At 66.4% G+C, this 26,603-nt stretch carries 23 protein-coding genes; 11 read left to right on the top strand and 12 right to left on the bottom strand.

Going from position 1 to position 26,603, the window contains the following annotated elements:
* Positions 1 to 77 precede the first annotated feature (77 nt).
* From ACFP3H_RS10650 to ACFP3H_RS10635, 4 genes are all read left to right on the top strand, one after another.
* Positions 78 to 1,421 (top strand): TerD family protein, encoded by a 1,344-nt coding sequence (locus tag ACFP3H_RS10650; RefSeq protein WP_378603320.1) that lies wholly within the window; start codon positions 78 to 80, stop codon positions 1,419 to 1,421.
* Between the two features lie 23 nt (positions 1,422 to 1,444).
* On the top strand, positions 1,445 to 2,965 hold the full coding sequence (locus ACFP3H_RS10645; protein ID WP_378603317.1) for a TerD family protein: 1,521 nt from the start codon (positions 1,445 to 1,447) through the stop codon (positions 2,963 to 2,965).
* A 305-nt stretch (positions 2,966 to 3,270) separates the two neighbouring features.
* Positions 3,271 to 3,894: a hypothetical protein gene (locus tag ACFP3H_RS10640; RefSeq protein WP_378603314.1), complete on the top strand. Its 624-nt coding sequence runs from the start codon at positions 3,271 to 3,273 to the stop codon at positions 3,892 to 3,894.
* Between the two features lie 10 nt (positions 3,895 to 3,904).
* On the top strand, positions 3,905 to 4,576 hold the full coding sequence (locus ACFP3H_RS10635; protein ID WP_378603311.1) for a GAD-like domain-containing protein: 672 nt from the start codon (positions 3,905 to 3,907) through the stop codon (positions 4,574 to 4,576).
* Between the two features lie 73 nt (positions 4,577 to 4,649).
* Here the strand turns inward: ACFP3H_RS10635 and ACFP3H_RS10630 are convergent, their stop codons facing one another.
* Together ACFP3H_RS10630 and ACFP3H_RS10625 are read right to left on the bottom strand one after the other, a co-directional pair.
* Positions 4,650 to 5,042: a type II toxin-antitoxin system VapC family toxin gene (locus ACFP3H_RS10630; protein WP_378603703.1), complete on the bottom strand. Its 393-nt coding sequence runs from the start codon at positions 5,040 to 5,042 to the stop codon at positions 4,650 to 4,652.
* On the bottom strand, positions 5,039 to 5,293 hold the full coding sequence (locus ACFP3H_RS10625) for a type II toxin-antitoxin system Phd/YefM family antitoxin (protein ID WP_378603308.1): 255 nt from the start codon (positions 5,291 to 5,293) through the stop codon (positions 5,039 to 5,041). Before ACFP3H_RS10625 ends, ACFP3H_RS10630 begins: the two co-directional genes overlap by 4 nt.
* Before the next feature lie 663 nt (positions 5,294 to 5,956).
* On the opposite strand from ACFP3H_RS10625, the gene ACFP3H_RS10620 reads away from it, so the two are divergent.
* The 3 genes from ACFP3H_RS10620 (at position 5,957) to ACFP3H_RS10610 (ending at position 9,738) form a co-directional block, all read left to right on the top strand.
* Positions 5,957 to 8,470: a hypothetical protein gene (locus ACFP3H_RS10620; protein WP_378603305.1), complete on the top strand. Its 2,514-nt coding sequence runs from the start codon at positions 5,957 to 5,959 to the stop codon at positions 8,468 to 8,470.
* Positions 8,471 to 8,487: 17 nt separating this feature from the next.
* Positions 8,488 to 8,949, top strand: coding sequence for a hypothetical protein (locus ACFP3H_RS10615; protein WP_378603302.1), 462 nt, complete (start codon positions 8,488 to 8,490; stop codon positions 8,947 to 8,949).
* 150 nt (positions 8,950 to 9,099) lie between these two features.
* On the top strand, positions 9,100 to 9,738 hold the full coding sequence (locus ACFP3H_RS10610) for a GAD-like domain-containing protein (protein ID WP_378603299.1): 639 nt from the start codon (positions 9,100 to 9,102) through the stop codon (positions 9,736 to 9,738).
* 59 nt (positions 9,739 to 9,797) lie between these two features.
* Here the strand turns inward: ACFP3H_RS10610 and ACFP3H_RS10605 are convergent, their stop codons facing one another.
* The 4 genes from ACFP3H_RS10605 to ACFP3H_RS10590 form a co-directional block, all read right to left on the bottom strand.
* Entirely contained in the window at positions 9,798 to 10,907 is a 1,110-nt protein-coding gene (locus ACFP3H_RS10605) for an inositol-3-phosphate synthase (protein ID WP_378603296.1), read from the bottom strand.
* Positions 10,900 to 11,457 (bottom strand): PadR family transcriptional regulator, encoded by a 558-nt coding sequence (locus ACFP3H_RS10600; protein WP_189031469.1) that lies wholly within the window; start codon positions 11,455 to 11,457, stop codon positions 10,900 to 10,902. The genes ACFP3H_RS10605 and ACFP3H_RS10600 overlap by 8 nt, the downstream gene beginning before the upstream one ends.
* Positions 11,458 to 11,600: 143 nt before the next feature.
* Positions 11,601 to 12,386, bottom strand: coding sequence for a DUF1707 SHOCT-like domain-containing protein (locus tag ACFP3H_RS10595; RefSeq protein ID WP_378603291.1), 786 nt, complete (start codon positions 12,384 to 12,386; stop codon positions 11,601 to 11,603).
* Between the two features lie 7 nt (positions 12,387 to 12,393).
* Entirely contained in the window at positions 12,394 to 13,458 is a 1,065-nt protein-coding gene (locus tag ACFP3H_RS10590; RefSeq protein ID WP_378603288.1) for a DUF1707 SHOCT-like domain-containing protein, read from the bottom strand.
* Between the two features lie 123 nt (positions 13,459 to 13,581).
* On the opposite strand from ACFP3H_RS10590, the gene ACFP3H_RS10585 reads away from it, so the two are divergent.
* The 3 genes from ACFP3H_RS10585 (at position 13,582) to ACFP3H_RS10575 (ending at position 18,795) form a co-directional block, all read left to right on the top strand.
* Positions 13,582 to 13,998, top strand: coding sequence for a DUF5318 domain-containing protein (locus ACFP3H_RS10585; RefSeq protein ID WP_378603284.1), 417 nt, complete (start codon positions 13,582 to 13,584; stop codon positions 13,996 to 13,998).
* 867 nt (positions 13,999 to 14,865) lie between these two features.
* Positions 14,866 to 17,043, top strand: a complete 2,178-nt coding sequence (locus ACFP3H_RS10580; protein ID WP_378603700.1) for a transglycosylase domain-containing protein — start codon at positions 14,866 to 14,868, stop codon at positions 17,041 to 17,043.
* A 126-nt stretch (positions 17,044 to 17,169) separates the two neighbouring features.
* Positions 17,170 to 18,795, top strand: a complete 1,626-nt coding sequence (locus tag ACFP3H_RS10575) for a glycosyltransferase family 87 protein (protein ID WP_378603697.1) — start codon at positions 17,170 to 17,172, stop codon at positions 18,793 to 18,795.
* Positions 18,796 to 18,862: 67 nt separating this feature from the next.
* On the opposite strand, the gene ACFP3H_RS10570 is transcribed toward ACFP3H_RS10575, so the two are convergent.
* The 6 genes from ACFP3H_RS10570 to ACFP3H_RS10545 all read right to left on the bottom strand — a co-directional run bounded on the left by ACFP3H_RS10570 (position 18,863) and on the right by ACFP3H_RS10545 (position 25,564).
* A complete protein-coding gene (locus ACFP3H_RS10570) occupies positions 18,863 to 19,294 on the bottom strand; it encodes a GyrI-like domain-containing protein (protein WP_378603281.1) in 432 nt (143 codons plus the stop codon).
* Positions 19,294 to 19,749 carry a GyrI-like domain-containing protein gene (locus ACFP3H_RS10565; protein WP_378603278.1) on the bottom strand — a complete coding sequence of 152 codons (456 nt, stop codon included), beginning with the start codon at positions 19,747 to 19,749 and terminating at the stop codon, positions 19,294 to 19,296. Before ACFP3H_RS10565 ends, ACFP3H_RS10570 begins: the two co-directional genes overlap by 1 nt.
* A gap of 178 nt (positions 19,750 to 19,927) precedes the next feature.
* On the bottom strand, positions 19,928 to 22,264 hold the full coding sequence (locus tag ACFP3H_RS10560; protein WP_378603275.1) for a transglycosylase domain-containing protein: 2,337 nt from the start codon (positions 22,262 to 22,264) through the stop codon (positions 19,928 to 19,930).
* 100 nt (positions 22,265 to 22,364) lie between these two features.
* The gene (locus ACFP3H_RS10555; RefSeq protein WP_378603272.1) at positions 22,365 to 23,264 is read right to left on the bottom strand and encodes a carbohydrate ABC transporter permease; all 900 of its coding nucleotides are present in this window, start codon (positions 23,262 to 23,264) and stop codon (positions 22,365 to 22,367) included.
* The gene (locus ACFP3H_RS10550) at positions 23,264 to 24,241 is read right to left on the bottom strand and encodes a carbohydrate ABC transporter permease (RefSeq protein WP_378603267.1); all 978 of its coding nucleotides are present in this window, start codon (positions 24,239 to 24,241) and stop codon (positions 23,264 to 23,266) included. Before ACFP3H_RS10550 ends, ACFP3H_RS10555 begins: the two co-directional genes overlap by 1 nt.
* A gap of 45 nt (positions 24,242 to 24,286) precedes the next feature.
* A complete protein-coding gene (locus tag ACFP3H_RS10545) occupies positions 24,287 to 25,564 on the bottom strand; it encodes an ABC transporter substrate-binding protein (protein ID WP_378603264.1) in 1,278 nt (425 codons plus the stop codon).
* Positions 25,565 to 25,799: 235 nt separating this feature from the next.
* On the opposite strand from ACFP3H_RS10545, the gene ACFP3H_RS10540 reads away from it, so the two are divergent.
* Positions 25,800 to 26,600, top strand: a complete 801-nt coding sequence (locus tag ACFP3H_RS10540) for a DUF2786 domain-containing protein (RefSeq protein WP_378603694.1) — start codon at positions 25,800 to 25,802, stop codon at positions 26,598 to 26,600.
* The last annotated feature ends 3 nt before the right edge of the window (positions 26,601 to 26,603 follow it).

Raw genomic sequence — 26,603 nt, 5'->3', positions numbered from 1 at the left:
AGCTCGAACGCGTGCGGCCGCTTTCTCGTAGAGTGAGCGACATCGACGCCCCACCAACGACAAGCGAAGGGTCTAACTTGTCTGCAACACTCGCCAAGGGCCAGAACGGCCCGCTGGCCGTCAGTGACGTGGTGATCTCGCTCCAGCTCACCGCACCGGCTGATCTGTCCGCGCTGCTCGTCACCGAGCAGGGCAAGGTCCGCACCGACGCTGATTTCGTCTTCTACAACCAGCCGAGTGGACCGGGTGTCGACCTGCGTCCCGGGCCTGCGGGTCAGCCTGCCACCCTGGCGGTTTCGTTGTCCGCGGTGCCCGCCGACATCGATCAGATCCGCGCGGTGATCACCCTCGACGACGCGACCAGCAACTTCGGCCGCTTCGCCCCGCCCACCGCGGTGGTGTCCGACGCGTCCGGCAACCAGCTGTTCAGCTACCAGATCGACGGCCTCAACGCCGAGTCGATCGTGATCGCGCTCGAGCTGTACCGTCGCCAGGGGGCCTGGAAGGTCCGCGCCGTCGGCCAGGGCTACGCCGGTGGTTTCGCCGCGCTGGTCACCGATCACGGTGTGCAGGTGGACGATTCGCCCGCGCAGCCCGCCGCCGCACCGCAGCAGGCCGCCCCGCCGCCGCCCCCGCCGCCGCAGCAGCAGTACCCGCCGCAGTCCGCGCCCGGCTACCCGCAGCAGCCCGCCCCCGCCTACGCCCCGCCCGGTGGCGGCTACCCGCCCCCGCCCGGCCCGGCCCAGCAGCCCCCCGGTGGCTACCCGCCGCCGCCCGCGCCGGGTTACCCGCCGCAGGCGCCGCCGCAGCCCACCGGCGAGGTCAGCCTGAGCAAGGATCGCCCGGTCAGCCTGCAGAAGGGCCAGCGCGTCACCCTGCGCAAGGAGGGCGGCGCCGCGCTCACCTTCGTGAAGATGGGCCTGGGCTGGGACCCGGTGCAGACCCGCGGCATGTTCGGCAACCGCACCGTCGACATCGACCTCGACGCCTCGGTGTGCCTGTTCGCCGACCAGAACCTCGTCGACGTGGCCTACTACGGTCAGCTCTCGTCGAAGGACGGCTCGGTACGCCACCAGGGCGACAACCTCACCGGTGAGGGCGACGGCGACGACGAGACGATCCTCGTCGACCTGACCAGGATCCCCGCGCACATCACCACGCTGCTGTTCATCGTCACCTCCTACAAGGGTCACTCCTTCGAACAGGTGCAGAACGCGTTCACCCGCCTGATCGACGGCTCCAACAACGCCGAGCTGGCCCGCTACACCCTCGCGGGCGGCATGCCGTTCACCGCGATGGCGATGGCGAAGGTGTACCGCGTCGGCGGTGACTGGAAGTTGCAGGCGCTGGGCGAGGGCTTCAACGCCAAGCACCCCGGTGAGGCCGTGCCGCAGCTGGGCCGGTTCCTCGTCGGGAATTGAATCGACAGAGCAGGGCAGAGACTGTGATTGACCTGAAGGCGGGGCAGAACACCGCCCTGACCGCTGATTCCGTGCGTTTCACCGCGCGCACCTCCGGCCCCGTGGAACTCGGGGCGTTGGTGGTGGGCGAGGATCTGCGGGTCCGCGACGTGCACGATCACGTGTGCGCGTCGCGGCCTTCGGCCCCCGGCGTGTATCTCGCCGGGGCGCAGGTGGATCTGACGCTGTCGGGGGTGCGCGCGGACGGTCATGCTGTGCTGCTGTTCGTCTCCGGCGGCTTCACGCTCGGCACCGTCACCGCGACGCTGTACGAGAACGGCAGTCCCACAGCGGAATTCGTGGTCTCACCGAGTGCCGGTGAGAGCGCGCTGATCTGCCTGGAGGTGTACCGCCGCGCCGGCGGTTGGAAGCTGCGCGCCCTCGGTCAGGGGTACGCCGGCGGCACCTCCCAACTGCTCACCGCGCACGGCGTTCCCGCGCCCGCGCAGGCGTGGCAGCCCGAGCCGCCCCGTCCCGCACCGAATCCCGCTCCCCAGTCCGGCATTCCGCTCGAGGTCGGCCACGGCCTGCAACGGATGTGGATGATCTTCGAGGACGCCGCCCGCTCGGCCGCCGCCCTCGCCTCGGCCCGCGACTACGCGACCAAGCGCCTCGATCAGGAAATGTCGGAGGCGGTGTCGAACCCCGCCACCCGCAACACCCCCGCCGCCGACGCGGCCCGCACCAAAGCCCAACGCCGCCACGACGAACTGGTCGCCACCGCCGACGCCGACCACCGGCGCGACAGCGACCACCTCGCCCGCGAGATCGCCGAAGCCGACGCCGCCATGCCCGCCGCCCTGGCCTCCTGGCTGGCGCCCGCCTGGACCCACCGCGCCGCCCCCAGCGACGGCATCCGCCTCGGCGAGCTCTACGCCCTCGACCGCGGCGGCCTGCGCATCCCGTATTGCGTTCCGGTGCCGCTGAATCGGCCGCTGTGGATCGAAACCGAATCCTCCGCCGCCGCCTCCCGCGTGGTCGGCGCCCTGCTGGCCCGCCTGGTCGCCGCCATCCCCGACCGCCCCACCAAGGTCGACCTGATCGACCTCACCGGCGGCCTACGCGCCCTCGCCACCCCGCTCACCCCCATGCTCGCGGGCCCGGTGATCACCGACTACAGCGACATCTCCACCCGCCTCGCAGACCTGGCCCACGCGGCCGAACTGGCCGAAATCGCCTACAACACCGGCCAAGCCGTACCCCCCACCGAACACCGCATCCTCGTCGCCGCCGACTTCCCCCACGGCTACCAATCCAGCGACGTAGTCCGCCTGGGCCAACTCATGGTCCGCGGCGACCTCATCGGCCTCTCCCTCCTGATCGTCGGCACCGCCAACCCCGACCACACCGACGCCCCCATCTCCCTGCTCACCCAATCCTGCCGCCACCTCCCCACCCTCCCCGGCACCCCCCTCTTCGACCCCTGGACCGGCAACCCCTGGGAACTGGACCTCGACATGCTCCCCGCCGAACCCGAACTCCAATCCCGCTATCTGCGGATGTAGGGCAAGTAGCGCCGGTGTGCGCGAAAGTGCCTGTGCGTCATCGTGTTTCGTCAGATCTCGATGACGCACAGTCTGCGCGCGCCGTAGTAGTCGCTGTCCTGGGGCACCACCGGGATGCCGCGGGCGAGCGTGTTCACCCACGGACACCTCGGGATCGATCGACCGCAGCGCACCGGTGGCAGCGCGGTCGTGTCATCTGTTGATCCGACTGGCAACGAAACACGATGCGGCTATTATCAATTCGGCGTGCTCGATACAACCTCGCTGGAGCAATTGTGTATATCGATACTATCGGATTCCGCACTATGTCCAGAGCAATTTGTAGCGCGGTGATACTGGTCGTGCTACCGATCGCTGCCTGCAACACCAAGAATAGTTCTTCCGGGCCGGTTTCGAGTTCGGGGCCTGCGGTGGTCAATAATTGTACAGTTTACGAACAGAATCCGCCCATTGAGGCTGCGGTGGAGGACTATCGCGTATTCAGCCGTGAGAAGCTCGAGCGCCAAGGCTGGCAGGAGGGTGATGTCGAGAATAAGATCGACTGGGAACTGAGGCTTATCGGGCTCGTCGACAATCCCTCCGCTCCGGAAGCTGGGGCCCCCACGCGAGATGTGCTGCTGGGGATGCCGTCGCACGCTGCCAGAGATTTCAGTACTCGCTACTGTTCCGAACTGATCGATGACTACTTTCGATATCTCTTCTGGTTCGATCCCGCGAAACGGGGGACCATAGACGAAGAGATGCGAGAACTTGTCGGGAGACATCCGATCGGACCTCTGTCGGATGCCCTTCTGGCCTGCGCGGCGTACCGAAAGCGAGGATCGGCACCGCCAAGCTATCCCGTGGCGGTTACGTTGAGTCCGGAGCATGAATCCTGGAATAAAAGGTACGACGAGTTGCTGCAATCAACGGTATGCGCTCAGACATAAAGAACCACTGATGAATGCGGAATGGACTGAACCCTTGATCAGGATTGGCGTTGAACAGGTTATTGCACGATTGGGAACGCCACATTCTGTCGTTTCAGCTGACGGCAGTATTATCGATAAATATGTCGGGGTTGTCCCGGAGCTGCTGATCGATGTTTGGCGTGCGGTAGGTTTCTCCGGGTATGCCGACGGGCTGCTCTGGCTGTGTAACCCGGACGAATGGCAGCCCGTGGTTGATGAGTGGATATCTGACATGGAAATGCCATTCCATGATCAGTGGACACCGTTCACTCGTACAGCATTCGGCGTGCTCACCATGTGGGGCGCAAGAACGGGAAAGAGCCTGACGATCGATACGCAAAATGGACTGATAATTCCAGTCGATCAAACGGAATCGATGATCGATGAACTGGATATCGATCTGCAGGTAATGGTCGCGTTAGATGTGAGGCCGGAGGTTCGGGAATTCTCGGACAAGGATGGCGACGATGACGAGCCGATGTTCCGGCGCGTGCACAAGCGCCTGGGAGATCTCGACGCATCCACGATGTACGGCTGCGTCCCAGCTGTCGGTCTGGGCGGCTCGTTCACTCCCCGAGGAATGCAGATCGTGAACGCCGTCGAGCATGTGCGCTTCCTGAGCACCGTCACCCCACGTCAGGTGATGAACTGGAAGTTCTGACACTGATCGTGAGCTCGCATCGGAGCGGCGGAAGCCGATGTGCGCGAATGGTCTTGCACGCTGGATGGTTTCGTCATAACTTGATGACGCGCAGTCCAGGCATGGCGTCGTAGTCACTGTCCTGGGTCACCACTGGAATTCCGTGGGCGAGTGCGGTCGCCGCGATCCAACTGTCGTTGATCGGCACCTTGCGGCCGGCCTGACGCAGTCGCGAGACGAGAAGGGCCCATGCCTCGGATACCGCCTCATCGACCTCGAGCGGTTGAAAACGTTGGGCGAGTTGGTAGGTCGACAGCCGCCGCGCGGACACCTCGGGATCGGTCGACTGCAGCACGCCGAGTCGCAGCTCGCCGAGAGTGATGGCCGAGACGCCCCAGCTGAAGCCATCGAACTGACGCGGTTCGAATCGTGAAGCTTCCAGTCCGATGAAGATCGACGTATCCGCCAGCGCGCGTTCAGGATTCACCACGGCAGGTCGTCCGTCGTCTCGGTCAGCACCTCGCGAAGTTCTTCGCGGAGTCCCGTTGTGTCCGGCCCGAGCCGCACCAACTCGCCGATGACCTCCGTAGCGGGAACCCACTGCCGTCGCCGAGGCAGCGGAATGATCTTCGCGACCGGCCGATTGTCCCGAAGGATCTCGATCTCCTCCCCCGCCTCGACCCGCCGAAGCACCTCAGCGGTGTGATTACGCAGGTCACGAGCAGGAAGTGCCGTCATACGACAATCGTAGCGCGCTGCTACGTGTGTAGCAATGTGCTACCGATCTTCAGTCCCGCCATTTGTGGCTCTTGCCGGGCACCCTGACCTCCAGCGACCCCTACGCGAGCATCCGTTGGTCGATGCGAAATACGCCGCCAACCGGCTTACGCTGCAACAAATTTCAGCTGACGAGGAGTCGAGTCCCGCGCCAACTGATCCGCTGACCAGGGAGAACGGGTTCGCCATTGACGGACAGCACGCGCTGATCGATAATTGACCGGTCGGGCCGCGCTATGGCCAATTTCTATTTACCCCAGCACGTCTCAACGTGTGATGCGGACCGGTCTGCCTTGTTGCGGCCACTCGATCGTGGCGCGGGCGGCTCGACTCCCTGAACGCCCACCGCCCGACCATCGACCTGATGCCGTCGGTGTAGTTGGCCCTGTTCACCCCGCGACCTGTCGATACACCGACGGAGCGGACGCAGCTCACCCGCATCCTGCACCGCGCGCGGGCCCATCGCGCAGTCAACGTCACGTCTTTCAAGCCCCGGCTGACTCAGCCGGGGCTTTTTCGTGCCCGCATCAAGGAGGTTTCCGTGTCGAAACCGGACTCCCGCACCACCGTCTCCAGCAACCGAACTCTCGCACTCCCGCGATGCCGTCCTGACAGGGAGCGGTGATGAGGACTCCACCGGAGGTTCCAGCTTGGGTCGAGCAGGGTATCGCCTGGCGCAACTCACTGCGGCCGGCGGCCGAGAACTTGGACGAAAGTAATTCGGAACCACGCGTATTCAACATCTCCGTATCGTCGCCCGCCGATGCCGCGCGGCAGCTGAATCGGATCTGGAACAACCGAAAGCTACTCGACAACGCACGGCAATCGCCCCCGCTGGCCGACGCGATCGATGCCCCGCTCGACCTCCCGGTCCAGCGAGAGATGGATGGCTACTCGGACCCCGATGCGAAGGAAAAGCTCGCCGAGAAGAGGTCCGATCGCCCCAGGGAAACCGACAACCCGATCCCGACCGCCCCGACCGTGCCTGAGCCGCCCAAGCCGGCTGTAAGCACGCCACCGAGCGCTCCGTCGGTACCGAGCCCGAAGCCGATTCCCATGCAGGAACTCGGAATTCTGCCAGGCGGGACCTACCCGGCCACAAAAGAGAACTTTCCCGAGGTCAACCCGAACTCGGTCATGCCCGTCATCGTCACCGGCGTGCTCGGAAGCGGAGCCACCCTCAACCAGGAAACCAGCTCGACGAACGGGATCAAGGTCACCGAGACCACCGCGAATGTTCCCGGCTTCGCCCCGATCGTGACGACCGAGATCAGTGAGGACACCACGGTCGAGGTCGTCGTCGAGTGCACGGTCCCGGTCCCCCTCCCGGCACCGGGGGTGATACCGCCGTCCATAACAGACCCGAAGACGATATTCCGAACCAACTCGACCTATTCGAGTCAGCAGCTCGACGAGGACCTACGAACATACGAAGCAGGACGAGTCGTATGGGCAGGTCCAGGGAGTCCGCCGGACTACGATGCGGCGCAGGCCCGCCTGGCGGCGGCCATGTACACGCCGGGCGAACAGCTCAACGACCTGCTCTGGACGCAGCACACGCCCCGTAACCAGGCGGAGATCGAACAACGGTTCGCCGCCGTGCAACGGCTCAACCAAGCGGGAATCCCGTGGCTGGACCCGACGATCGCTACGTGGATCGCCGAACGACAAAAGGTCGAGGTCGCCTCGAACCCCTTCAGCAAGGTCGACAACACCGCCCCGTCGATCTACAGCCCCGCTGAACTGCGTCAACAGTTCCTAGAGGCAAGTCGCACGCGACTCACCGCCAACGACGTGAAACAAGGAATCAACGATTTCCTCGTCGCGTCGACAGTTGGACCCGCGATCGTTCTGTGGGACGCCGCCCACGATCGCGGCGATCACAGCGGCGCTGAGATCGCCTGGGCGGCAGCGGAATTGGGTATCAACACAGTGTCGATCCTGCCGGGCATCGGCACTCTCACCGGAGCGGCCGCCAAGGCGGGGTTGCGCAGAGTCGCGCCGAAGCTGTGGGAGGCCATGACCTCGGCCGACAACGCGGTCGATGCCGCCCGCGCCGCCAGAGCCGTACGAGAGCAGGAACTCGCCGACGCCGTCAACAACCGCCGACCGCGCCCTACGACGCGTGGGGAGGTACCGACAGTTACAGGCCATTCACCAGTGACTCAACCGGAAGGCCCGGTTCCCGCAGGACCTACACCTCCGCTGGGTGCATCTGCCGGGGAGAATTCGAATGTAGTCGTAGAGACGCCGATCGCTGGGCTCGAACGCCGCACCCAGACAGCGAGCGACAGTCAACGACTTGCCAGCGATGCGACAGGCCCAACGCGAGTCGAGATCTCACCAATCGCTGAAGTCCGTATGCCCGTTGCAGGGCTACATCGTGGGGGACTTTCCGGAATCGACGAAGATGGGTGGCGATCCGTTTTCCCCGATATGGCAGGGCGGCATCTTGATGATGCAGTGGAACGAGCACGGCTCGAAGTAGTGAATCGTAACGATATCAGTCGAATTCAACAGTCAGTACGCGATGCGGGTATCGATATAGATGCATCAATCTTGAGGGAGATAAAACAATACAATTTCAACAGCCGTGGACTTCAGTTCAGTGCCGAGAATTACAACGCTTGGACTCGACTCGGAAATGGGACTGCTTCAGTTGGTGATGTCCGCTACATCGTGCATGAGGCAGCCGAAATCAGAGCACTTCGAGTCAACGAGCGCGAGACCGGATTCGACTTCATGGGAGGGTCCTGGAGCAGGATGTCACCTGCGCAACAACGAGGGTGGGAAGCGCGGTTCAACGAAGCGTACATGGCAGCGCATTCGGAGGCACTTCGGGAAGAGTACAAATTCTTGACGGACATCATCAGCGATGTAACGAACGGAAACATTCGGATAAAGCCAGAAGTTGCCGCAGCGATCGATAGGCGCCCAGAAGCGCGGAAACATATGCTCGTCGGCGAGGTTGTATTGAAGAACAGTCCGCGTTTCGATGAGTGGAGGATGATGGGAGAGGCGATGGTAACGTTGACTGGATCGGGTGCCGTTCGATTAGGTTTGGCGCGAGGAACTCGAATCAGTCAGGCCGAACTTCTCCAACGTATAAAATACCTTCGAGTGGGAAGTTGGAGATAGAGATGGAGAGTTCTGATATGGACGAAGACAGTGATTTTTTCAATTGGACACAGGTGAAACAGGATGAAGAGTACAGGTACTTCGTCGAGGCGCTCGGAGCACCTGTACCTGAGCTTGCCATAACACTGCGGAGCTTGAAGAAGTCGGTGTACCCCGAAGCTCGATTGATCCCGCACTTGAAGGATCTCTTGAGTAATAGATCCGTTTGTAAGACGCAGATTCCGTACCGCTACGGGGAAGTGCGATGGTTGGCGGCTGGCGCACTGCGGCAGGTATATGATTCTCTGGGGATTCGTGAAGACATCACGCTGGCCGATGTTCCGGTAACGCACACCGGAGACGAGATCGACGATTTGTTGTGGGAATTGGGGCTCCAGGATAGGTGGATGAAATGCGCTCCAGAGGAGTGTTTCGAGCGATTGCGGGATGCGGGTAAACTTCTGACCCGTGACGTCGTGCTCAGGTGGCGTGGTGTCTAGGGGTGATCAGATAGTCAGTGATTCAGCCACTGATGATCACAAATTCCAAATTTGGGATGGATCCGAAGCCTGAGTATAGCGTACCGACACCAGTGATTATCGAGTGAGTGTTCGTTATGAAATTCCGAGCTGTGAAAGGAGGGCTGCACCTTGAAGAATATCGGATTGGAGAGAGTGCTGGCGGACCTGGGGGACCCGTGCATGAGCGTGACAGCCGATCACTGCATAATTGATAAGTACATCGGCGTGGTTCCCGATCTACTGCTGGACGTCTGGCGCACGATCGGATTCTCTGGATACGCAGAGGGTCTCCTCTGGTTGTGTGACCCAGCTGAGTGGCAGCCGGTGGTCGATGACTGGATATCCGGTCTGGATATGCCGTTTCACGACGAGTGGGTGCCGTTCAAACGGACCGCATTCGGCACGATGACGATGTGGGGGAAGGAAACTGGAAAGAGTCTGAAAATCGTCCCGCAAGAAGGGTTCGTGATACCTGTCGATCGGTCTGACAGTATGCACGATGAGCTGGATATCATTGTTCAGATATTGGCTGCATTGGATTCTGATATCGAGATGCTGGATACGCGCGGAGATGATGACAAGCCGATGTTCCGGCGGGTACGCCGACGCTTGGGCGGCCTGGACTCCTCCACGATGTACGGCTGCGTCCCGGCAGTAGGTCTGGGTGGTTCGTTCACCCCCAAAGGAATGCAGATCGTGAACGCCGTCGAGCACGTGCGCTTCCTGAGCACCGTCACCCCACGCCAGGTGATGAACTGGAAGTTTTGACACAAAAAAGAGCCGGTGGGCACGAAAGTTCGTGCGCACCGGCTCTTTTCGGGTGGTGACTAGTCGGCGCCGATGATGAACGCCTCGAGCTGAGTGCGCGCGACGTCGTCGGCGATCTGCTCCGGGGGGGACTTCATCAGGTAGGCCGAGGCCGGGATGACCGGGCCGCCGATGCCGCGGTCCTTGGCGATCTTGGCGGCGCGGACGGCGTCGATGATGATGCCGGCCGAGTTCGGGGAGTCCCACACCTCGAGCTTGTACTCGAGGTTGAGCGGGGCGTCACCGAAGGCGCGGCCCTCGAGGCGCACGTAGGCCCACTTGCGGTCGTCGAGCCACTCCACGTAGTCCGAGGGACCGATGTGGACGTTGCGGTCGTGGACCTTGCCCGCGAGCGAACCGGTGAGGTTCGAGGTCACGGCCTGGGTCTTGGAGACCTTCTTGGACTCGAGGCGCTCACGCTCGAGCATGTTCTTGAAGTCCATGTTGCCGCCGACATTGAGCTGGTAGGTGCGATCGAGCACCACGCCGCGGTCTTCGAACAGCTTGGCCATCACGCGGTGGGTGATGGTCGCGCCGACCTGGGACTTGATGTCGTCGCCGACGATCGGGACACCGGCGTCGGTGAACTTCTTGGCCCAGACCGGGTCCGAGGCGATGAAGACCGGCAGCGCGTTGACGAAGGCGACATCGGCGTCGATCGCGCACTGCGCGTAGAACTTGTCGGCTTCCTCCGAGCCCACGGGCAGGTACGAGACCAGCACGTCGACCTCGGCGTCCTTGAGCGCCTTGACGACGTCCACGGCAGGCGCCTCGGACTGCTCGATGGTCTGGGCGTAGTACTTGCCGATGCCGTCGAGGGTCGGGCCACGCAGGACCGTCACGTCGGTGGGCGGCACATCGGAGATCTTGATGGTGTTGTTCTCGCTGGCGAAGATGGCCTCGGCCAGGTCGAAGCCGACCTTCTTGGCGTCGACATCGAACGCGGCCACGAACTTCACGTCGCGGACGTGGTACGTACCGAACTTGACGTGCATGAGGCCAGGAACGACCTGGTTCTCGTCGGCGTCCTTGTAGTACTGCACGCCCTGCACCAGCGACGATGCGCAGTTGCCCACACCGACGATCGCGACGCGTACTTCGCCGGACCCAACCTTGTTGACATCACTCATGGCCGCTCTTTCCCTCTTTCTGTGGTGCCGCCTTCGTCGATTGCTCCGCCGCAATCAACTCGTTGAGCCAGCGCACTTCGCGCTCGCTTGATTCCAATCCGAGCTGGTGGAGCTGGCGGGTGTAGCGATCCAGCGAGCCGCTGGCCTTCTTGATCGCTTCCCGCAGACCCTCTCGGCGCTCCTCGACCTGACGCCGCCTGCCTTCCAGGATCCGCATTCGCGCCTCGGCGGGAGTGCGGCTGAAGAAGGCGAGGTGAACGCCGAAGCCGTCATCGGTGTAGTTCTGCGGACCGGTGTCGGCGAGGAGTTCGTTGAACCGTTCCCGGCCGACCGGCGTGAGCCGATAGACGCGGCGCGCACGGCGCGCGATCGCGCCCTCCGGAAGCTCCTCGGCGATCAACCCGTCGGTCTGCATCCTGCGCAGCGTCGGGTAGAGCGAACCGTAGGAGAAGGCCCGGAACGCTCCGAGCAGGCCCGTCAACCGCTTGCGCAGCTCGTAACCGTGCATGGGCGCGTCGAGGAGCAGGCCGAGAATCGCCAATTCGAGCACTGCCGACCTCACTCCCTGACTATGTCGGTCTGACAGACCGAACGGACCTAACCGTGGATGCGAGTTCCCACTATATCGGAGCGATATAAACGGGCATAGGTCAATGACCCATATCACTGATGCGTCGACGTTATGAGACCAGGTCAGCGCGTGTTCGGGTGCACGGCGATCGGTTCGCCGGAGGGGGCGATGGTGAAGTGGCCGGACTGTTCGGCCTCGTTCTTGACGTGGACGGTGATCTCGGGGAGGGCTTCTTTGGGGCTGGAGGGGAAGCGGATGGCGATGTGGGAGATCCGGCCGTCGGGGACGTGCACGGTGTCGGCGGCGCCGGCCATGATGCGGGCATAGCGGGCGATGTCGACGGTGTTCAGGTCGAACGACGGGGTGCTCGGCGGTCGACTGTCGGGGCTGCCCCAGGTGCTGAAGTCGCCGCGACGGTAGTCCCAGCGGTCCTGCTTGCCCGGCTTGCCCGAATCGCGTTCCACCAGGACGTATCCGGGATAGAAGACGGCCTCGTCGGCCACGGTGGACCCGAATTCGGCCTGGTAGGCGGCCAGGAAGTAGGCGAAACCCTTGCCGGTGGTGAGGTCGGGGATGTCGGGTTCGGCGGCGCCGGCGCTGCGCCCGATCAGTCCGGCCAGCGATCCGAGTACGGCCGCGCCCGCCACGATGCCGACCGGGATCCACCAGCGGCGGGGGGCGCGCGGAATGCCTCGGGCGACCGGGGTGCTCGCCTGGTCGGCCGGGATCTGGAGGTCGTCGACGAGCCGGTCGATGGCGCCGAAGGTCTCGGCGCGCATGGCCTTGGCGGTGCGGGACTCGTGTTCGGCGGCGGTGAGTTGGCCGTCGGCGAGGGCGGCGTCGAGCAGGGCGCAGGCGTCGGCGCGGTCGGCGTCGCGGGCGCGCAGGTTCTTGGCGGGAGGCTTCATCGGCTCATCAGTCTTTGTTCGGGTAGGTCGACACGATCTCGCCGCCGGGAGTGAGGACGAGGTGGCCCGATTGGTCGGCCTCGTTGCGGACGTAGACGGTGATCTGCGGTTGCTTGGTCCGGCTGTCCATCGCGAGTCGGAGGTGGCTGACCGCGCCGCCGGGTACGGCCAGTGTCGTCGGCGCCGCGGCCAGTACCGCGCCGAGGGCATCGGTGTTCACCTGGTCGAGGTCGAGGGAGATCTGGTCGCGACCCCGCGACATGCTGCTGGTCGAGGAGCGCGAGAAGCCGCCGCGGTAGGTGTAGTCGACGGTGCGGTTGGGGTTGTCGGGGGCGATCCGCTTCACCGAGGCGTGGGTGTCGTGCAGGACCAGTTCGTCGACGAGGACGTCACCGAACTTGACGTGGTAGTCCTCGCGGATCCGCAGGAATCCGGGGACGGTCGCGGGCGACGGAGTGTCGATCACCAGCGGTGGGGCCGCGTCGAAGTCGATCGCCGCCACCGTCACGGGCAGCGGCGGCGGGGTATCGGGGCGCACCGTCCAGACGAACCCGCCGATCGCGGCGAGCACCGCCACGACGACGATCGCCGGCCGGGCCAGGTCGCGCGAGTGGGGTTTGACGGGCGCGACGGGCCGCTGTTGCAGATCCGCCACCAGCGTCGCCAGATCGCCCAGAGTCCTTGCCTCCGTGGCCAATTCGCTGAGCGCGCGATGTTCGTCGGCGTCGAGCTGGCCGTCGGCGCGCGCGGTGTCGAGCGCCGTGCGGGTCGCCTCGCGGTCCTGCTCGCGAGCCCTGGTGCGGGGCGGGTACTCGGCGAAGTGCCGACGCCGGGTGTGGGTGACCGCCGGACCGCCGAACACCGCGGGCGATTGCAGGTCCGCGGTGAGGCCGCTCAGCTCGCCGAGGGTCCGCGCCGACGTGGCCCTTGCCACCCGGTCGTGATACTCCTGCGCCCCCAGCTGCCCCTCGGCATAGGCCGCGTCAAGCACGGTCGACACCTGTGCGCGATCGATATCACGCGCTCTCGTCACGGAATCGGCGGCTCGCGGAGCCCGCCCGGAATCAGCCATCGCCTGCGCTTGCCTCACCTGCACGAATACCCGGGCCGACCCCGGTATCGGGAGTTTACGACGAGACCGCGGATCCAGTGATGCCACCGGCAGCCGAAATCAAACCCCGCTACTCTGGTGATCGTGCGAATTCAGCGGCAGGTGGTGGACTATGCGCTCCGGCGCCGGTCCCTGCTGGCCGATGTCTACGCCGGGCGGGTCGGCGTCGCCGAGGTGTGCGACGCGAATCCCTACCTGCTCCGAGCCGCGAAGTTCCACGGCCGGGGCAGTGAGGCGACCTGCCCGATCTGTCGGAAAGAGCAGCTGACGTTGGTTTCGTGGGTGTTCGGCGACGGGCTCGGCCAAGCGGCCGGTTCGGCGCGCACACCCGAGGAACTGATCAGGATGGCAGAGGCGAACGAGGAATTCTCGGTGCATGTCGTCGAGGTCTGTCGGTCGTGCAGCTGGAACCATCTGGTGCAGTCGTACGTGCTCGGCACGGCCCCCGCCCCGGCTCGGCGACGCACCAGTTCGCGAGCTCGGCGCTCGGTGGCCGAGTGAGCGGTCGCTGAGTGCCCAGCTGCCGAACTACGCGCGGGGAGTTCACCGCGTGATGCGCTGCTGTTCGAGGTGCAACCTATCCGCGCCGGTCCACCGGCGCGGATGTCGTGTGTACGTCGAACCTTACGAGTTATGGAGATCTGGTCAGTGAGTTCGCCCTACGAGCCCTCCCCCCACGGCGATGATCCGCGCGGCGGTCGTCCGTCTCGGGGTGCGCAACCGGGTCTCCCCCCGCAGTCTCCCGGTGGTCAGCCCCCGCGTCGGCCGATGCCGCCCGCCGGTCCGCGTCCGCAGGGCGGGCCCGCGCAGGGCGGACGTCCGCAGGGACCGCCGCCCGGTCGTCAGCCGGGTCCGCCGCAGGGTCGCCAGCCCGGCCCGCCGCCGGGTGGGGTGCCGCCGCGTCGACCCGGTCCGCCGCCGCAGCGTCCCGGACCGCAGGGTGGGCCGAATCAGGGCAGGCCGGCGCAGGGTCGCCCCGCCGCGCCCAATCGGCCCCTTCCGCCGCCCGCCAACGCCACGCAGAAACTGCCGCGTCCCGGTGTTCCCGAGGATCCGACCCTGCGCGCGGGTCAGCCCGCGCGCACCGTTCGCGACGGGAACGACGACGTAGCTCGTACCGCGCGTGCGGGTGGGGTCGCGGCCGCCCAGCGGGCAGGCGCCGGTCGCCGTCCCGGTGGGCCCACCTCCGGTGAGCGTCGCGCCACCACGGGCCCGTCCACCGGTGAGCGTCGCGCCGCCGGTGGTGGCACCCCGCCGCCGACCGGTCCGCGCAACCGTCGCGATGGCGGCGACGGCGGCGACGGTGGTGACACCCCGGCGAAGAAGAAGTCACCGTGGCGGCTGGTGCGCCGCACGGTCTACGTGCTGATGGCGTTGGCGATCGTCGTGCCGAGCGCGGTGTTCCTCGTCGCCTACACCGCGGTGTCGGTGCCCAAGCCAGGCGATCTGAAGAACGACCAGGTCGCGCTGATCTTCGCCAGTGACGGCACCACCGAGATCAGCAAAGTCGTTCCGCCACAGGGCAACCGCACCGAGGTCTCGATCGACCAGATCCCGCCGCACGTGCGCAACGCGGTGATCGCCGCCGAGGACCGTGACTTCTACACCAACCCCGGCTTCTCGGTCTCGGGCTTCGCGCGCGCCGCCCGCGACAACATCCTCGGCAAGGAAAGCGCCGGTGGTGGTTCCACGATCACCCAGCAGTACGTGAAGAACGCGCTGGTCGGTGACGAACGGTCGATGACGCGCAAGATGCACGAGCTGGTCATCTCGGCCAAGATGGCGCGCCAGTGGAGCAAGGAAGACATCCTCGCCGCCTACCTCAACACCATCTACTTCGGTCGTGGCGCGTACGGCATCGACGCCGCCGCCAAGGCCTACTTCGGCAAGCCGGTGCAGGAACTGACCGTCTCCGAGGGCGCGGTGCTGGCCGCGACCATCCAGCTGCCCTCGATGCTCGACCCCGAGAAGAACCCCGAGGGCGCCAAGACGCGCTGGAACTACGTGCTCGACGGCATGGTCGCCGAGAACAACCTGCCCGCCGCCGAACGCCAGGCGATGCAGTACCCGCAGGTCGTGACGCTGGCCTCGCTCGGCGACAAGAACAACGACGGCGGCCCGTCGGGCCTGATCAAGAACAAGGTGCTCTCCGAACTGTCCGAAGCGGGCATCAGCGAGCAGCAGCTCAACACCGCCGGCCTCCAGATCACCACCACGATCGACCCGAAGATGCAGGACGCCGCGGTCAAGGCCGCCCAGGGCAAGCTCGAGGGCGAGCCGGAGAACCTGCGCACCGCCGTGGTCTCGATCGACCCGCGCAGCGGTGCCGTGCGCGCCTACTACGGCGGCGCCGACGGCCAGGGCTTCGACTTCGCCAACGCCGGTCTGCCCACCGGCTCCTCGTTCAAGGTGATCGGCCTGGCCGCCAACCTCGAACAGGGCATTCCGCTCTCGCAGCTCTACGACAGCGGACCGATCACCGTCAACGGCATCACGATCGGCAACGTCGAGGGTGAGAGCTGCGGCAAGTGCACCATCGCCGAGGCGCTCAAGCGCTCGCTCAACACCAGCTTCTACCGGATGCAGCTCGACATGCAGGGCGGCCCGCAGAAGGTCGCCGACATGGGCCACAAGCTCGGCATCGCCAAGGAACTGCCCGGTGTCGGCCCGACCCTGACCGAGCCCGGCGGCGTCGGCCCCAACAACGGCGTCATCCTCGGCCAGTACCAGTCGCGCCCGCTCGACATGGCCTCGGCATACGCCACGCTGGCGGCCTCGGGCGTCTACCACGCGCCGCACTTCATCCAGAAGGTCGTGACCGCCGACGGTCAGGTGCTGCTCGATCGCGGCGAGCCCGCCGGTGAGCAGCGCGTCAGCGCGGCGGTGGCCGACAACGTCACCGCGGCGATGAAGCCGATCGCGGCCTACTCCAACGGGCACAACCTGGCCGGTGGCCGGGAGTCGGCGTCCAAGACCGGTACCCACCAGCTCGGCGACACCGGCATGAACCGCGACGCCTGGATGGTCGGCTACACCCCGTCGCTGTCCACCGCGGTCTGGGTGGGCACCGAGCAGGGCGACCCGCTCAAGAACTACCGCGGCGGCAGCGTCTACGGTTCCGGACTGCCCTCCGACATCTGGAAGGCGACGATGGACGGCGCGCTGTCGGGCACGTCGAACGAGTCGTTCCCCAAGCCCGCCCCGATCAAGGGCCAGGCCGGTGTGCCGGACTGGTCGGCGCCCTACACCCCGCCGTCCACCACCGCGCCGGTGATCGCGCCGCCGGTGATCGTGCCCTCGCAGGTCGAGATCCTGCCCGGGATCCGGATTCCGGTGCCCGGGGTGCAGCAGCCCGCGGTGCCGCAGTCGCAGCCGTCCTCGGATCCCGATCCGGGCCCGCTGCCCGGTCAGCCGACGGCGACGCCGGAGGACTCACCGGCCTCGACGCGGCCGGGCAACAACGGCGGCGGTAACGGGAACGGCAATGGCAACGGGAACGAGGACGAGAGCAGCGGCGCGGGAGCCACACCGACCCGATCCCGGTAGCCACCGGTAGCCTCGGATGTCGTGACCGATCAGCGACTAGCGGACCAGACGGCGTCGAGCATTACCCGCCCGGACCGTGCGGTGGGCTATGTCGCGCCCGCCCCGCTGGCGCCCGACCTGCGTTCGATGGACGAGCGCGACCTGCCAAGTCGCAACGATTCGCTGACCGAACAGCTGTCCACCGTGATCGGCGGCCCGGTCGGCGAGCACGCGCTGATCGGGCGCGCGCGGTTCTGGACGCCGCTGCGGGTGCTGTTCGCGTTCACGGTGATCTTCCTGGCACTGGGCTGGTCGACCAAGGCGGCCTGCATCCAGCAGACCGGGGACGGCTCGGGCGGGCTGATGCTCGACTGGAACAACGGCCGCCAGTACGTGGCCATGTGCTACTCGGACACGGTGCCGCTCTACGGCGCCGAACGGCTCAACGAGGGCGCGTTCCCGTACAAGAAGTTCTGGATCGAGTCCACGCCCGACGGCGGCACCGAGACCAGGTACATGGAGTATCCGGTGCTGTCGGGGCTCTACCAGTACGTGGCGATGCAGATCGGCACCGTGTGGGACCACCTGCCGCTGCCGGGGGCGATGTCGGTGGTGGTGTACTTCAACGTCGTCGCGCTCGGGCTGTGTGTGGCGTGGTTGATCACGGTGTGGGCGTCGTCGCGACTAGCCGGGCGGCGGGTGTGGGACGCGGCGTTGATCGCGTTGTCGCCGCTGGTGTTCGTGCACATCTTCACCAATTTCGACGCTCTCGCAACGGCTTTCGCGGCCACCGGGTTGTTGGCGTGGGCGCGGCGCAAGCCCGTGTTGGCCGGCATCCTGTTGGGACTGGGCGGGGCGGCGAAGTTGTATCCGCTGCTGCTGCTCGGGCCGATCGTGGTGCTGTGCTTACGGATCGATCCGATGCGTCGCGAACCCGCGGCGCGGGCCGGGCTGCGGTTGCGTGAGGTCGACAGCCTCGACTCGATGCGCACCTGGCTCAATGAACTGCCTGCCAAGACACACGTTTTCGCCCAGCGGCCACTCGGCTCGGCGACCCTGGCGGTCGTCGCCGCGATCGGTACCTGGGGTGCGGTGAACCTGCCGATCGCGGCGCTCTACCCCGACGGCTGGCGAGAGTTCTTCCGGCTCAACACCACTCGCCACGCCGACCCCGACTCGATCTACAACGTGATCACCTCGTTCACCGGCTGGGCCGGCTTCGACGGGCCACTCGGCCACGGCGAACCCCCCGCCATTCTGAACATGGTCTCGCTGCTGGCCTTCCTCGCCGCCTGCCTCGGCATCGCCTACCTGGCCCTGACCGCCCCGCGCCGCCCCCGCCTCACCCAACTGTGCTTCCTGGTCGTGGCGGCCTTCCTGCTCACGAACAAGGTGTGGAGCCCCCAGTACTCGCTGTGGCTGGTTCCCCTGGCCGTGCTCGCCCTGCCGCACCGCCGAATCCTGTTGGCCTGGATGACGATCGACGCGCTGGTCTGGGTGCCCCGGATGTTCTACTACCTCGGCGAGGACAACAAGGGCCTGCCCGAACAGTGGTTCACCGGCACCGTCATCCTGCGCGACCTGGCCGTGCTGGGCCTGTGCGCTCTGATCGTCTACGAGATCCTGCGCCCCGCCGCCGACATCGTGCGCCGCGATTTCGTCGACGACCCGGCGGGCGGCATCCTCGACCGCGCCCCCGACCCACTCCTACCCTGGCTCCCGCAGTTCCTGCGGCCGAGGGAGAGCGCGCGACCGGTCTCGATGCTGAACTGACCCGCTGGACCGCACCCAAAGAAGAGCCGGTGCGCACGAACTCTCGCGCCCACCGGCTCTTTTTGCGTCAATCCAACGACACATACACCTCGACCGAAGTCGGCCCCGTGTACCGCTCCAACTCCGCGGTGTGCGAGCGCGTGATCGTCCCCGCGTTCTCCGCCTTGATCACCTGCGCCCACGCCGTGCGCAGCAGATCGTAGGGCTTGTCCGAGACCACGAACTTGGCGTAGCGGCCCGCGGGGATGCGGGTGAGCACGTCGCCCTCGTCGATCTCCTCCAGCCCGGTGACCTCGTAGCCGAGTACGGCCACCGCGTGATCGTTCTGGCCGATGTAGGCCGCCGAGCGGGGCTCGGTCTTCTCTCGCGAGAGGTAGCGGTCCCAGGTGAAGTTCACCAGGTCGAGATCGCGTGCGGTCACCTCACGCCCGGCCAGCGGCACGGTGAGGCCCGCGATCAGGCCGTCGTCGAGGGTCACGATTTCGAAATCCACTGCCATCAGTTGTTCTCCTCCTCGGTCAGCGACACGAAGATCTCGACGGTGCGCTCGTCGGGGTACTGCTCGCAGTCCCCGGTGTAGGCCCGCACGAACTCCCCCGCGGCCTCGGCGTCCCATACCTGGCGCCACAGCCCGACGATCGTGTCGCCGAGGTCGTCGCCGCTGGCCACGAAACGCGCGTAGCGCCCCGCCGGAATCCGGCCGAGCACATCGCCCACCTGGAGGTCGGCGAGGGTTTTGCACTCGTAGCCGACGATGTGGGTGAGGTAGGAGTTGATCTCCGGCGCGAAATCCACATAACCCGTCGCGACCGGCCCCGGTAACGTCCGTTTCCGCAGGTGTGCCCACGCCTCCACCACCTTGGCGCGGCGTGGCCCCTCGACGGCGAGTGCCGGACTGCGGAGCACCGTGCCCGCGATCAGCGTCTCGGGACGGTCAACGACATTGAAATCCACCTGCGTAGCCCCTATGTCTAGTGTCGTCGCATGTCGGTACCGACCGCACATCCTCCCGTATCGGTCCGACAGGTTCCGCGCCGGGATCTGCTGGACCCCCGGCGCGGTGGTTCGCGCTCTGGGCACCGATGTTGCCATGCCGGTCCGACAGTCGGGTCACGGTGCGCCAACTCGTGATCTATCGGGGGCCCTCACCACCGAGTCCGGGGAACAACTCGCCCGGTGTGGCCGGTGTCGGCGCGGGCGGGATGATGATCAACGGCGGCGGCGGAGTGCGGGGGGTGTTGGTCGGCGGGCCGAAGATGTCGAAGGGGGTCGGCGTCGGACGCGGCGGCGGGGGACTGGGCAGCGGCCGCGCCACGAACTCCTCGACCGGGGTGCCCGCCAGCGCGCGGTCCATCGTCTGCTTCCAGATGTCGGCGGGCAGCCCGGACCCCCAGATCGCCCCGCCGCGCCCGTTGCGCAGCGGCTGGGGGTTCTCGGTGCCCACCCACACCGCGGTCGACAGCGAGGGCGTGAACCCGACCATCCACGCGTCCTTGTTGTTCTTGGTCTCGCCGAGCTGGGTGGTGCCGGTCTTGGCCGCCGAGGGGCGACCGTCGGCCAGGCCGTGCCCGTTGGCGTAGTCGGCGATCGGCAGCATGGCCGAGACGGTGGCGTCGGCGATGGCGGCGGGCAGTCGGCGGTCGGCGTCGGGCAGCGGGCGGCCCGCGGGGGTCTCCTGGCTGCGGTCGAGCAGTACGCGACCGTCGGCGGTGCTGACCTTCTGCACGAAATACGGCGCGTGATAGACCCCGGAGGCGGCCAGGGTGGCGTAGGCGGAGGCCATGTCGATGGGCCGCACCTGGTAGAGCCCGAGCACGATGCCATTGAGCGGGAACCCGTCGGACTCGGTCAGGCTCATGCCCTGCACGCCCGGAATGTATTCGGGGATGCCGGCCAGGTGCGCGGCCTCGGCGATGGCGCGCGGGCCGTCGCCCATGGTCATGGTCAGGCGGTAGAAGCTGGTGTTGAGCGAGCGTTTGAGCGCCTCAGCGAGCGAGCAGTTCCCGCACGACTCGCCTTCGACATTGGTGATGGTGGTGCCCCGGTCGGTGATCGGCGAGCTGTCCATCGCCCTGGTCACCGGGATGCCCTGCTGTTGGGCCGCGACGAGCGCGAAAACCTTGAAGGCCGAACCGGTTTGGAGGGGCGCCTGGGCGAAGTCGTAGCCGGTGCCGTCCTCGCCGCCGTAGTAGGCGCGCACCGCGCCGTTGCGCGGGTCGATCGAGACGACCGCCGAGCGCAATTCCGGTGGCTGCCAGGACAATCGCTCACGCACCGAGTCGACCGCGCCCGCCTGTGCCGCGGCATCGATGGTCGTCACGATTTGCAGCGCACCGGTATTGATGTCGGTGTCGTCGAGCCCGGAGGCCCGTAACTCCCGCAGCACCTGCGCGCGGATGTGTCCTTCGGGGCCGAGTCGGACCACCTCCTGCTCCACGTCGCCGAGCGGGATGATCGGCGGGAACACCGTCGCGTCGCGGTCGCCGGGAGCGAGCACGTTCATCTCGACCATGCCGTTGAGCACGTACTGCCAGCGTGCGCGCAGCTGGTCGAGGTGGTTCTCCGGGTCGAGGACCGAGGGCGAGCGGATCACCGCGGCCAGCACCGCGCCCTCGGCCAGGCTCAGTTCCGGGACCGGCTTGTCGAAGTACGCCTTCGCCGCGGCCGCGATGCCGTAGGCCCCGCGCCCGAAGTAGATGGTGTTGAGGTAGGCGGCCAGGATCTCGTCCTTGCTCCACTGCCGCGACATCTTCGCCGCGATGATCAACTCCCGCATCTTGCGGGTGACCGTGCGCTCGGAGCTGAGGAAGGCGTTCTTCACGTACTGCTGGGTGATGGTCGAGCCGCCGCCCGCGTTGTCCTGGCCGGTGACGTTGTCGCGCGCCGCGCGCAGGAAGCCGCTCGTGGAGTAACCGGCATTGGTGTAGAAGGTGCGGTCCTCGGCCGCCAGCACGGCATCACGCACCGGGAACGGCACGTCCGAGAGCGGGATGGGGATCCGATTGCCCTGGGGCGGAATGAATCTCGTCAGCACGGTGGTGCCGTCGGAGGCCAGGACGGTGGCGGGCTGTTCGACCGCGACCTCGGCCGGTTCGGGGATCTCCGCGCTCCAGTACACCGCCACGAACAGCAGCGCGGGCACACACACGAAGATCACGAACAGCGCGAGGATCAGCCGTCGGATGCGCTGCCACCGGGTGCGCGGGGGGCGACGGGGGCGCTCGTCGTCGGCGAAGCCGAAACGCTCGGCCTGGGCTCGCCGCGCCGCGCCCTTCTCGGCACGGCGTTCGCGTTCGCTCGCCGGGGGTACGTAGCGGGTGTCGTCGGTGGCCGCCAGTTTCGCGGCCTGGGCTCGTCGCGCCGCGCCCTTGGGCGGGTTCGCACCGCGCGCGAGCGGGTCACGAAACCCGGCTATCGAGCGATACGGCGGGTCCTCGTCCGAACGTCCGCGCCCGCGCTGGGAGGCCACGCCGTCTCCTTTCGCCAGCGAGCGAGAAAGAACCGCCTGCACCGATCGGGAATATCGGTGCAGGCGACTCTACCCGCGCGTAGCGGCAGAACCCGGCAGGTCAGCTCTTGACGCCACCGGCGGTCAGACCGGAGATGATGCGACGCTGGAACAGCAACACCATGATCACCAGCGGCACGGTGACGATCACGCCCGCGGCCATGATCGCCGCGTACGGCTGCACCAGCGGGTCGTTGCCCGAGAAGCTCGCGATGGCCACGGTGACCGGCTTGGTCTTCTCGCCCGAGAGCAACCGGGCCAGCAGGTACTCGTTGATCGAGGCGATGAACGCCAGGATCGCGGTCGTGAACACCGCGGGCGCGGCCAGCGGCAACATGATCAACCGGAACGCCTGGAACTTGCTCGCACCGTCGATGCGCGCGGCTTCTTCGAGCTCCCACGGCAATTCGGCGAAGAACGAGGCCAGGATGTAGACCGTCATCGGCAGCACGAAGGAGATGTTCGGGATGATCATCGCCTGGTACTGGCCGATCCAGCCGATATCGGTGAACAGCTGGAACAGCGGCGTCACCAGCACCACGGCCGGGAACATCGACGCTGACAGGATCAGCCCCGAGATCAGGTACTTGCCCGCGAAGGTCATCCGGGCCAGCGCGTAGGCGGCCAGCACGCCCAGCGCCAGCGCGACGGCGGTGGTCGCCGAGCCGATGATCACGCTGTTGAGCAGTGCCCGACCGAAGTCGTTGCCGCGGCTGGTGTCGAAGGCGTTGCGGAAGTTCTCCAGCGTCACGTGGGTGGGCCACGGCGTGGAGTCGAAGGTGTGGGACGGGTCGCGGAAGGCGACCACGGTCATCCAGTAGAACGGGCCGAGGCCCCACACCAGCACGATCGCCACACCGAGGTAGAGCCGCACCGTGCCCAACCGCTTGCGCCACGACACCGGCTGCTCGGGCAGCGGCTTGGCTTGGGCGGCAGGCTCTTTCGTCGTCGAGATGCTCATCAGTGCGCCTTCCGCTGTTCTTCCTGCGTGCGAACAGCGTTGGCGCCCAGCACCTTCACCAGCACGAACGCGATACCGAAGACGAGCGCGAAGGTGATCACCGACAGCGCCGCGGCACTGTTGGGACCCTGGCGCACCTGGTCGACCACCAGGATCGACAGGGTGTTCGTCGACGGGTTACCCAGCGTCATGATCGCGGGCAGGTCGTACATGCGCAGCGCGTCCATGGTGCGGAACAGCACCGCAACCAGCAGCGCCGGCTTGAGCAGCGGCAGCGTGATGTGCACGAACCGCTGCCAGGCCGAGGCGCCGTCGACCTTGGCCGCCTCGTACACATCGGCCGGAATCACTTGCAGCCCAGCGAGAATGAGCAACGCCATGAACGGCGTCGTCTTCCACACGTCGGCCGCGATCACCGCGAACCGTGAGGCCCACACGTCGGTGGTCCACAGGATGTTCGTGCCGAGCACCCGGTTCACCACGCCGTCGTACTGGAACATGAACTCCCACAGCCGCGCGGTGACCGCGGTCGGAATCGCCCACGGAATCAGCACGGCGGCGCGCAACAGCGCCCGACCGCGGAAGGTCTTGCCCATCACCATGGCCATGCCCAGACCCAGCAGGGCCTCGAGCGACACGGTCGCCACGGTGAAGAACAGCGTGATCCCGACCGCCGACCAGAACTGCGAGCCGAGCGTGCCGGTCGGGCACGACACCGTGCCGTTCAGCGTGGCGCACTGCTGGAACAGCCAGTGCGTGTAGTTGCTGAATCCGGCGCCGCCGCCTTCGACGAACATCCCGGTGGCGGGGTCGATGCCGGCGTCCTTGGAGAAGGACATCCAGATCGCCTCGTACACCGGGTATCCGATGACCACGGCCAGGGCGACGAGCACGGGTGTGACGAACAGCCACGCCTTGCCGGATTGTCGCAATTGCAGCGCTAGCCCGCGCTGTTTGGCTCCCGAAGGATCCGACACCGTTCCAACTCTCCTACGGTCTGGTCGGGTCCGCTGCGCGTACCGCTACGAACCGGCGGTCTCGATGCCCTTTTGCATACCGGCGACCGCGTCGTCGACGGACTTCGTGCCGTTGAGGGCAGCATAGGCGTTGTCCAGGATGGCCTTCGACACCGAAGGGTAGAACGGCGTGACCGGACGCGGCACCGCGCTGGCGATGGATTCCTTGAGCGCGGGCAGGTACGGCATCTTGGCGATCAGGGCCGGGTCGTCGTAGAGCGAGGCGCGCACCGAGGGCAGCGCGCCGGCGGCGACGATCTGCTGGGCCTCTTCGCTGATCAGGTAGCGCACGAAGTCCGCGGCGGTGGCCTTGTTCTTGGAGTACGCGCTGATCGCGGCGTTGTAGCCGCCCAGGGTCGAGGCGCCGACGCCGGTGTTGCCCGGCAGCGGGGCGACGCCGAACTTGTCCTTCACCGCGGAGCCGTCGGCGTTGGCCTGGCCGTACAGGTAGGGCCAGTTGCGCAGGAACAGCAGCTTGCCGGACTCGAACGCGGCCGCGCTCTCACCTTCCTTGTAGGTGATGGCTTCCTTGGGGATGTCACCGTTCTTGTAGGCGTCGACGAGGACCTTCAGGCCCGCCTTCGACTCCGGGCTGTTCACGGTGGGGGTCTTGCCGTCGGCGCCGACGAAGCTGCCGCCGAAGGCGTTGATGACCTCGGAGGTGTTCACGGTCAGGCCCTCGTAGGGGGCGAGCTGACCGGCGTAGCAGCCGATGTTGTTGTCGCGCGCCACCTGGCACTGGCCGAGCATCTCGTTCCAGGTCTTCGGCGGGTTGGGCACGAGGTCCTTGCGGTAGTACAGCAGGCCACCGTTGGTGTTGCGCGGGGCGGCGTAGAGGGTGCCGTTGTAGGTGGCGCTGGCCACGGTCGGCGCGAGCAGCGGCGCGGTGTCGATCGCGAAGCTGTCCTTGAGCGGCTGGATCCAGCCCTTGGCGGCGAACTCGGCGGTCCACGGCACGTCGAGGGCGACCACGTCGTAGCCGTCCTGCTTGGCCTTGAAGTGCTCGGCGAGGTCGGTGCGCTGCTGATCGGCGTCGGCCGACTGCTCCTTGAACGTCACCTGCTCGTTCGGGTGCGCGGCGTTCCACCGGTCGATGAGCTGCTTGACCACACCGGTCTCGGTGGTGTCCTTACCTTCGACATAGGTGATGGGGCCACGGCCGGTGAGGTTCTGATCGAGCGCATTGCCCCCGTCGTCACTCGAGCAACCACTGGCGAACGTCGCGGTGAGCAACGCGATCGAGGCAGCAGCCATCGTCGCTCTGGGGGCAAACTTCAAGGTCATCGCAGACACTCCAGGGTCAAGACGTGAGCAGCAGCACACCGGTCCGGTGCAACAGGCAACATACAGGGTGCGAGCTCTTCGCGTCCGACCGTCCTACGCATTGGGTTACTTCCGGGTCAGTTGGAGTGTTTCGGAACGATATTGCGGGTTCGGGAGGTGCGGGGCCGGGTTTTGTGTCGGGGGCGTGTTCTATGGTCGGGCGGTGACCAGTCCTACGTCGTCGGCGCCTGATCGAATGCTCACGCGCATCGGTGGGTTGCTGCGGAAGGCGGAGTCGACCGATAACGAGCACGAGGCTGAGGCGTTTTTGGCGGCGGCGCAGCGGTTGGCTACCAAGTCCTCGATCGATCTGGCGGTGGCGCGGTCGCATGTGGCGTCGCGGGAGCGCAGGTCGGTGCCGGTGCAGCGGATCATCGCGATCGGGGAGCCGGGGCGCAAGGGGCTGCGGACCTATGTTCAGCTCTTCGTCGCGATCGCGGCCGCCAATGATGTTCGCTGCGATGTCGCCCGGACCTCCACCCAGGTCTACGCGTACGGGTTCGCGGCCGATATCGACGCCTGCGAGGCGCTCTACACCAGCTTGCTCATCCAGATGGTGCGCGCCTCGGACCACTACATCAAGTCCGGGGCGTACCGGGAGGCCACGGTCGTCAAGATCGTCACCGAGAAGCGGCTCGGCCGGGCTGTTCGGCGAAAAGTGGAGGTTCCGGTGGCGGGGGTGACCGCCAGGTTGAACTTCCAGATGGCCTTCGCTGCCCGGGTCGGCGCGCGGCTGGCCGAGGTGAAAGCCGAAGTGGTGGCCGAGGAATCCTCGCTCGAATCCGTCGGCACCGCGCTGGCTCTGCGCGATAAGGAGGTCGCGCTCACCGATTTCTACCGCGCCACCTCCGAGGCCCGAGGCACCTGGCGCGGCCCGCAAACCTCCACCACCCCGTCCGCCGCTGCCCGCCGAGCCGGTGACCGCGCGGGTCGAACCGCCCGCCTCGGCACCTCCCCGGAACTGCCCGCCGCCCGGCGCACACTCACCGGGGGATGAGCG

It is taken from the genome of Nocardia lasii (genome assembly GCF_042658545.1).
GTDB lineage: Bacteria > Actinomycetota > Actinomycetes > Mycobacteriales > Mycobacteriaceae > Nocardia > Nocardia lasii.
This window is presented reverse-complemented; position numbering and strand designations above follow the sequence as displayed.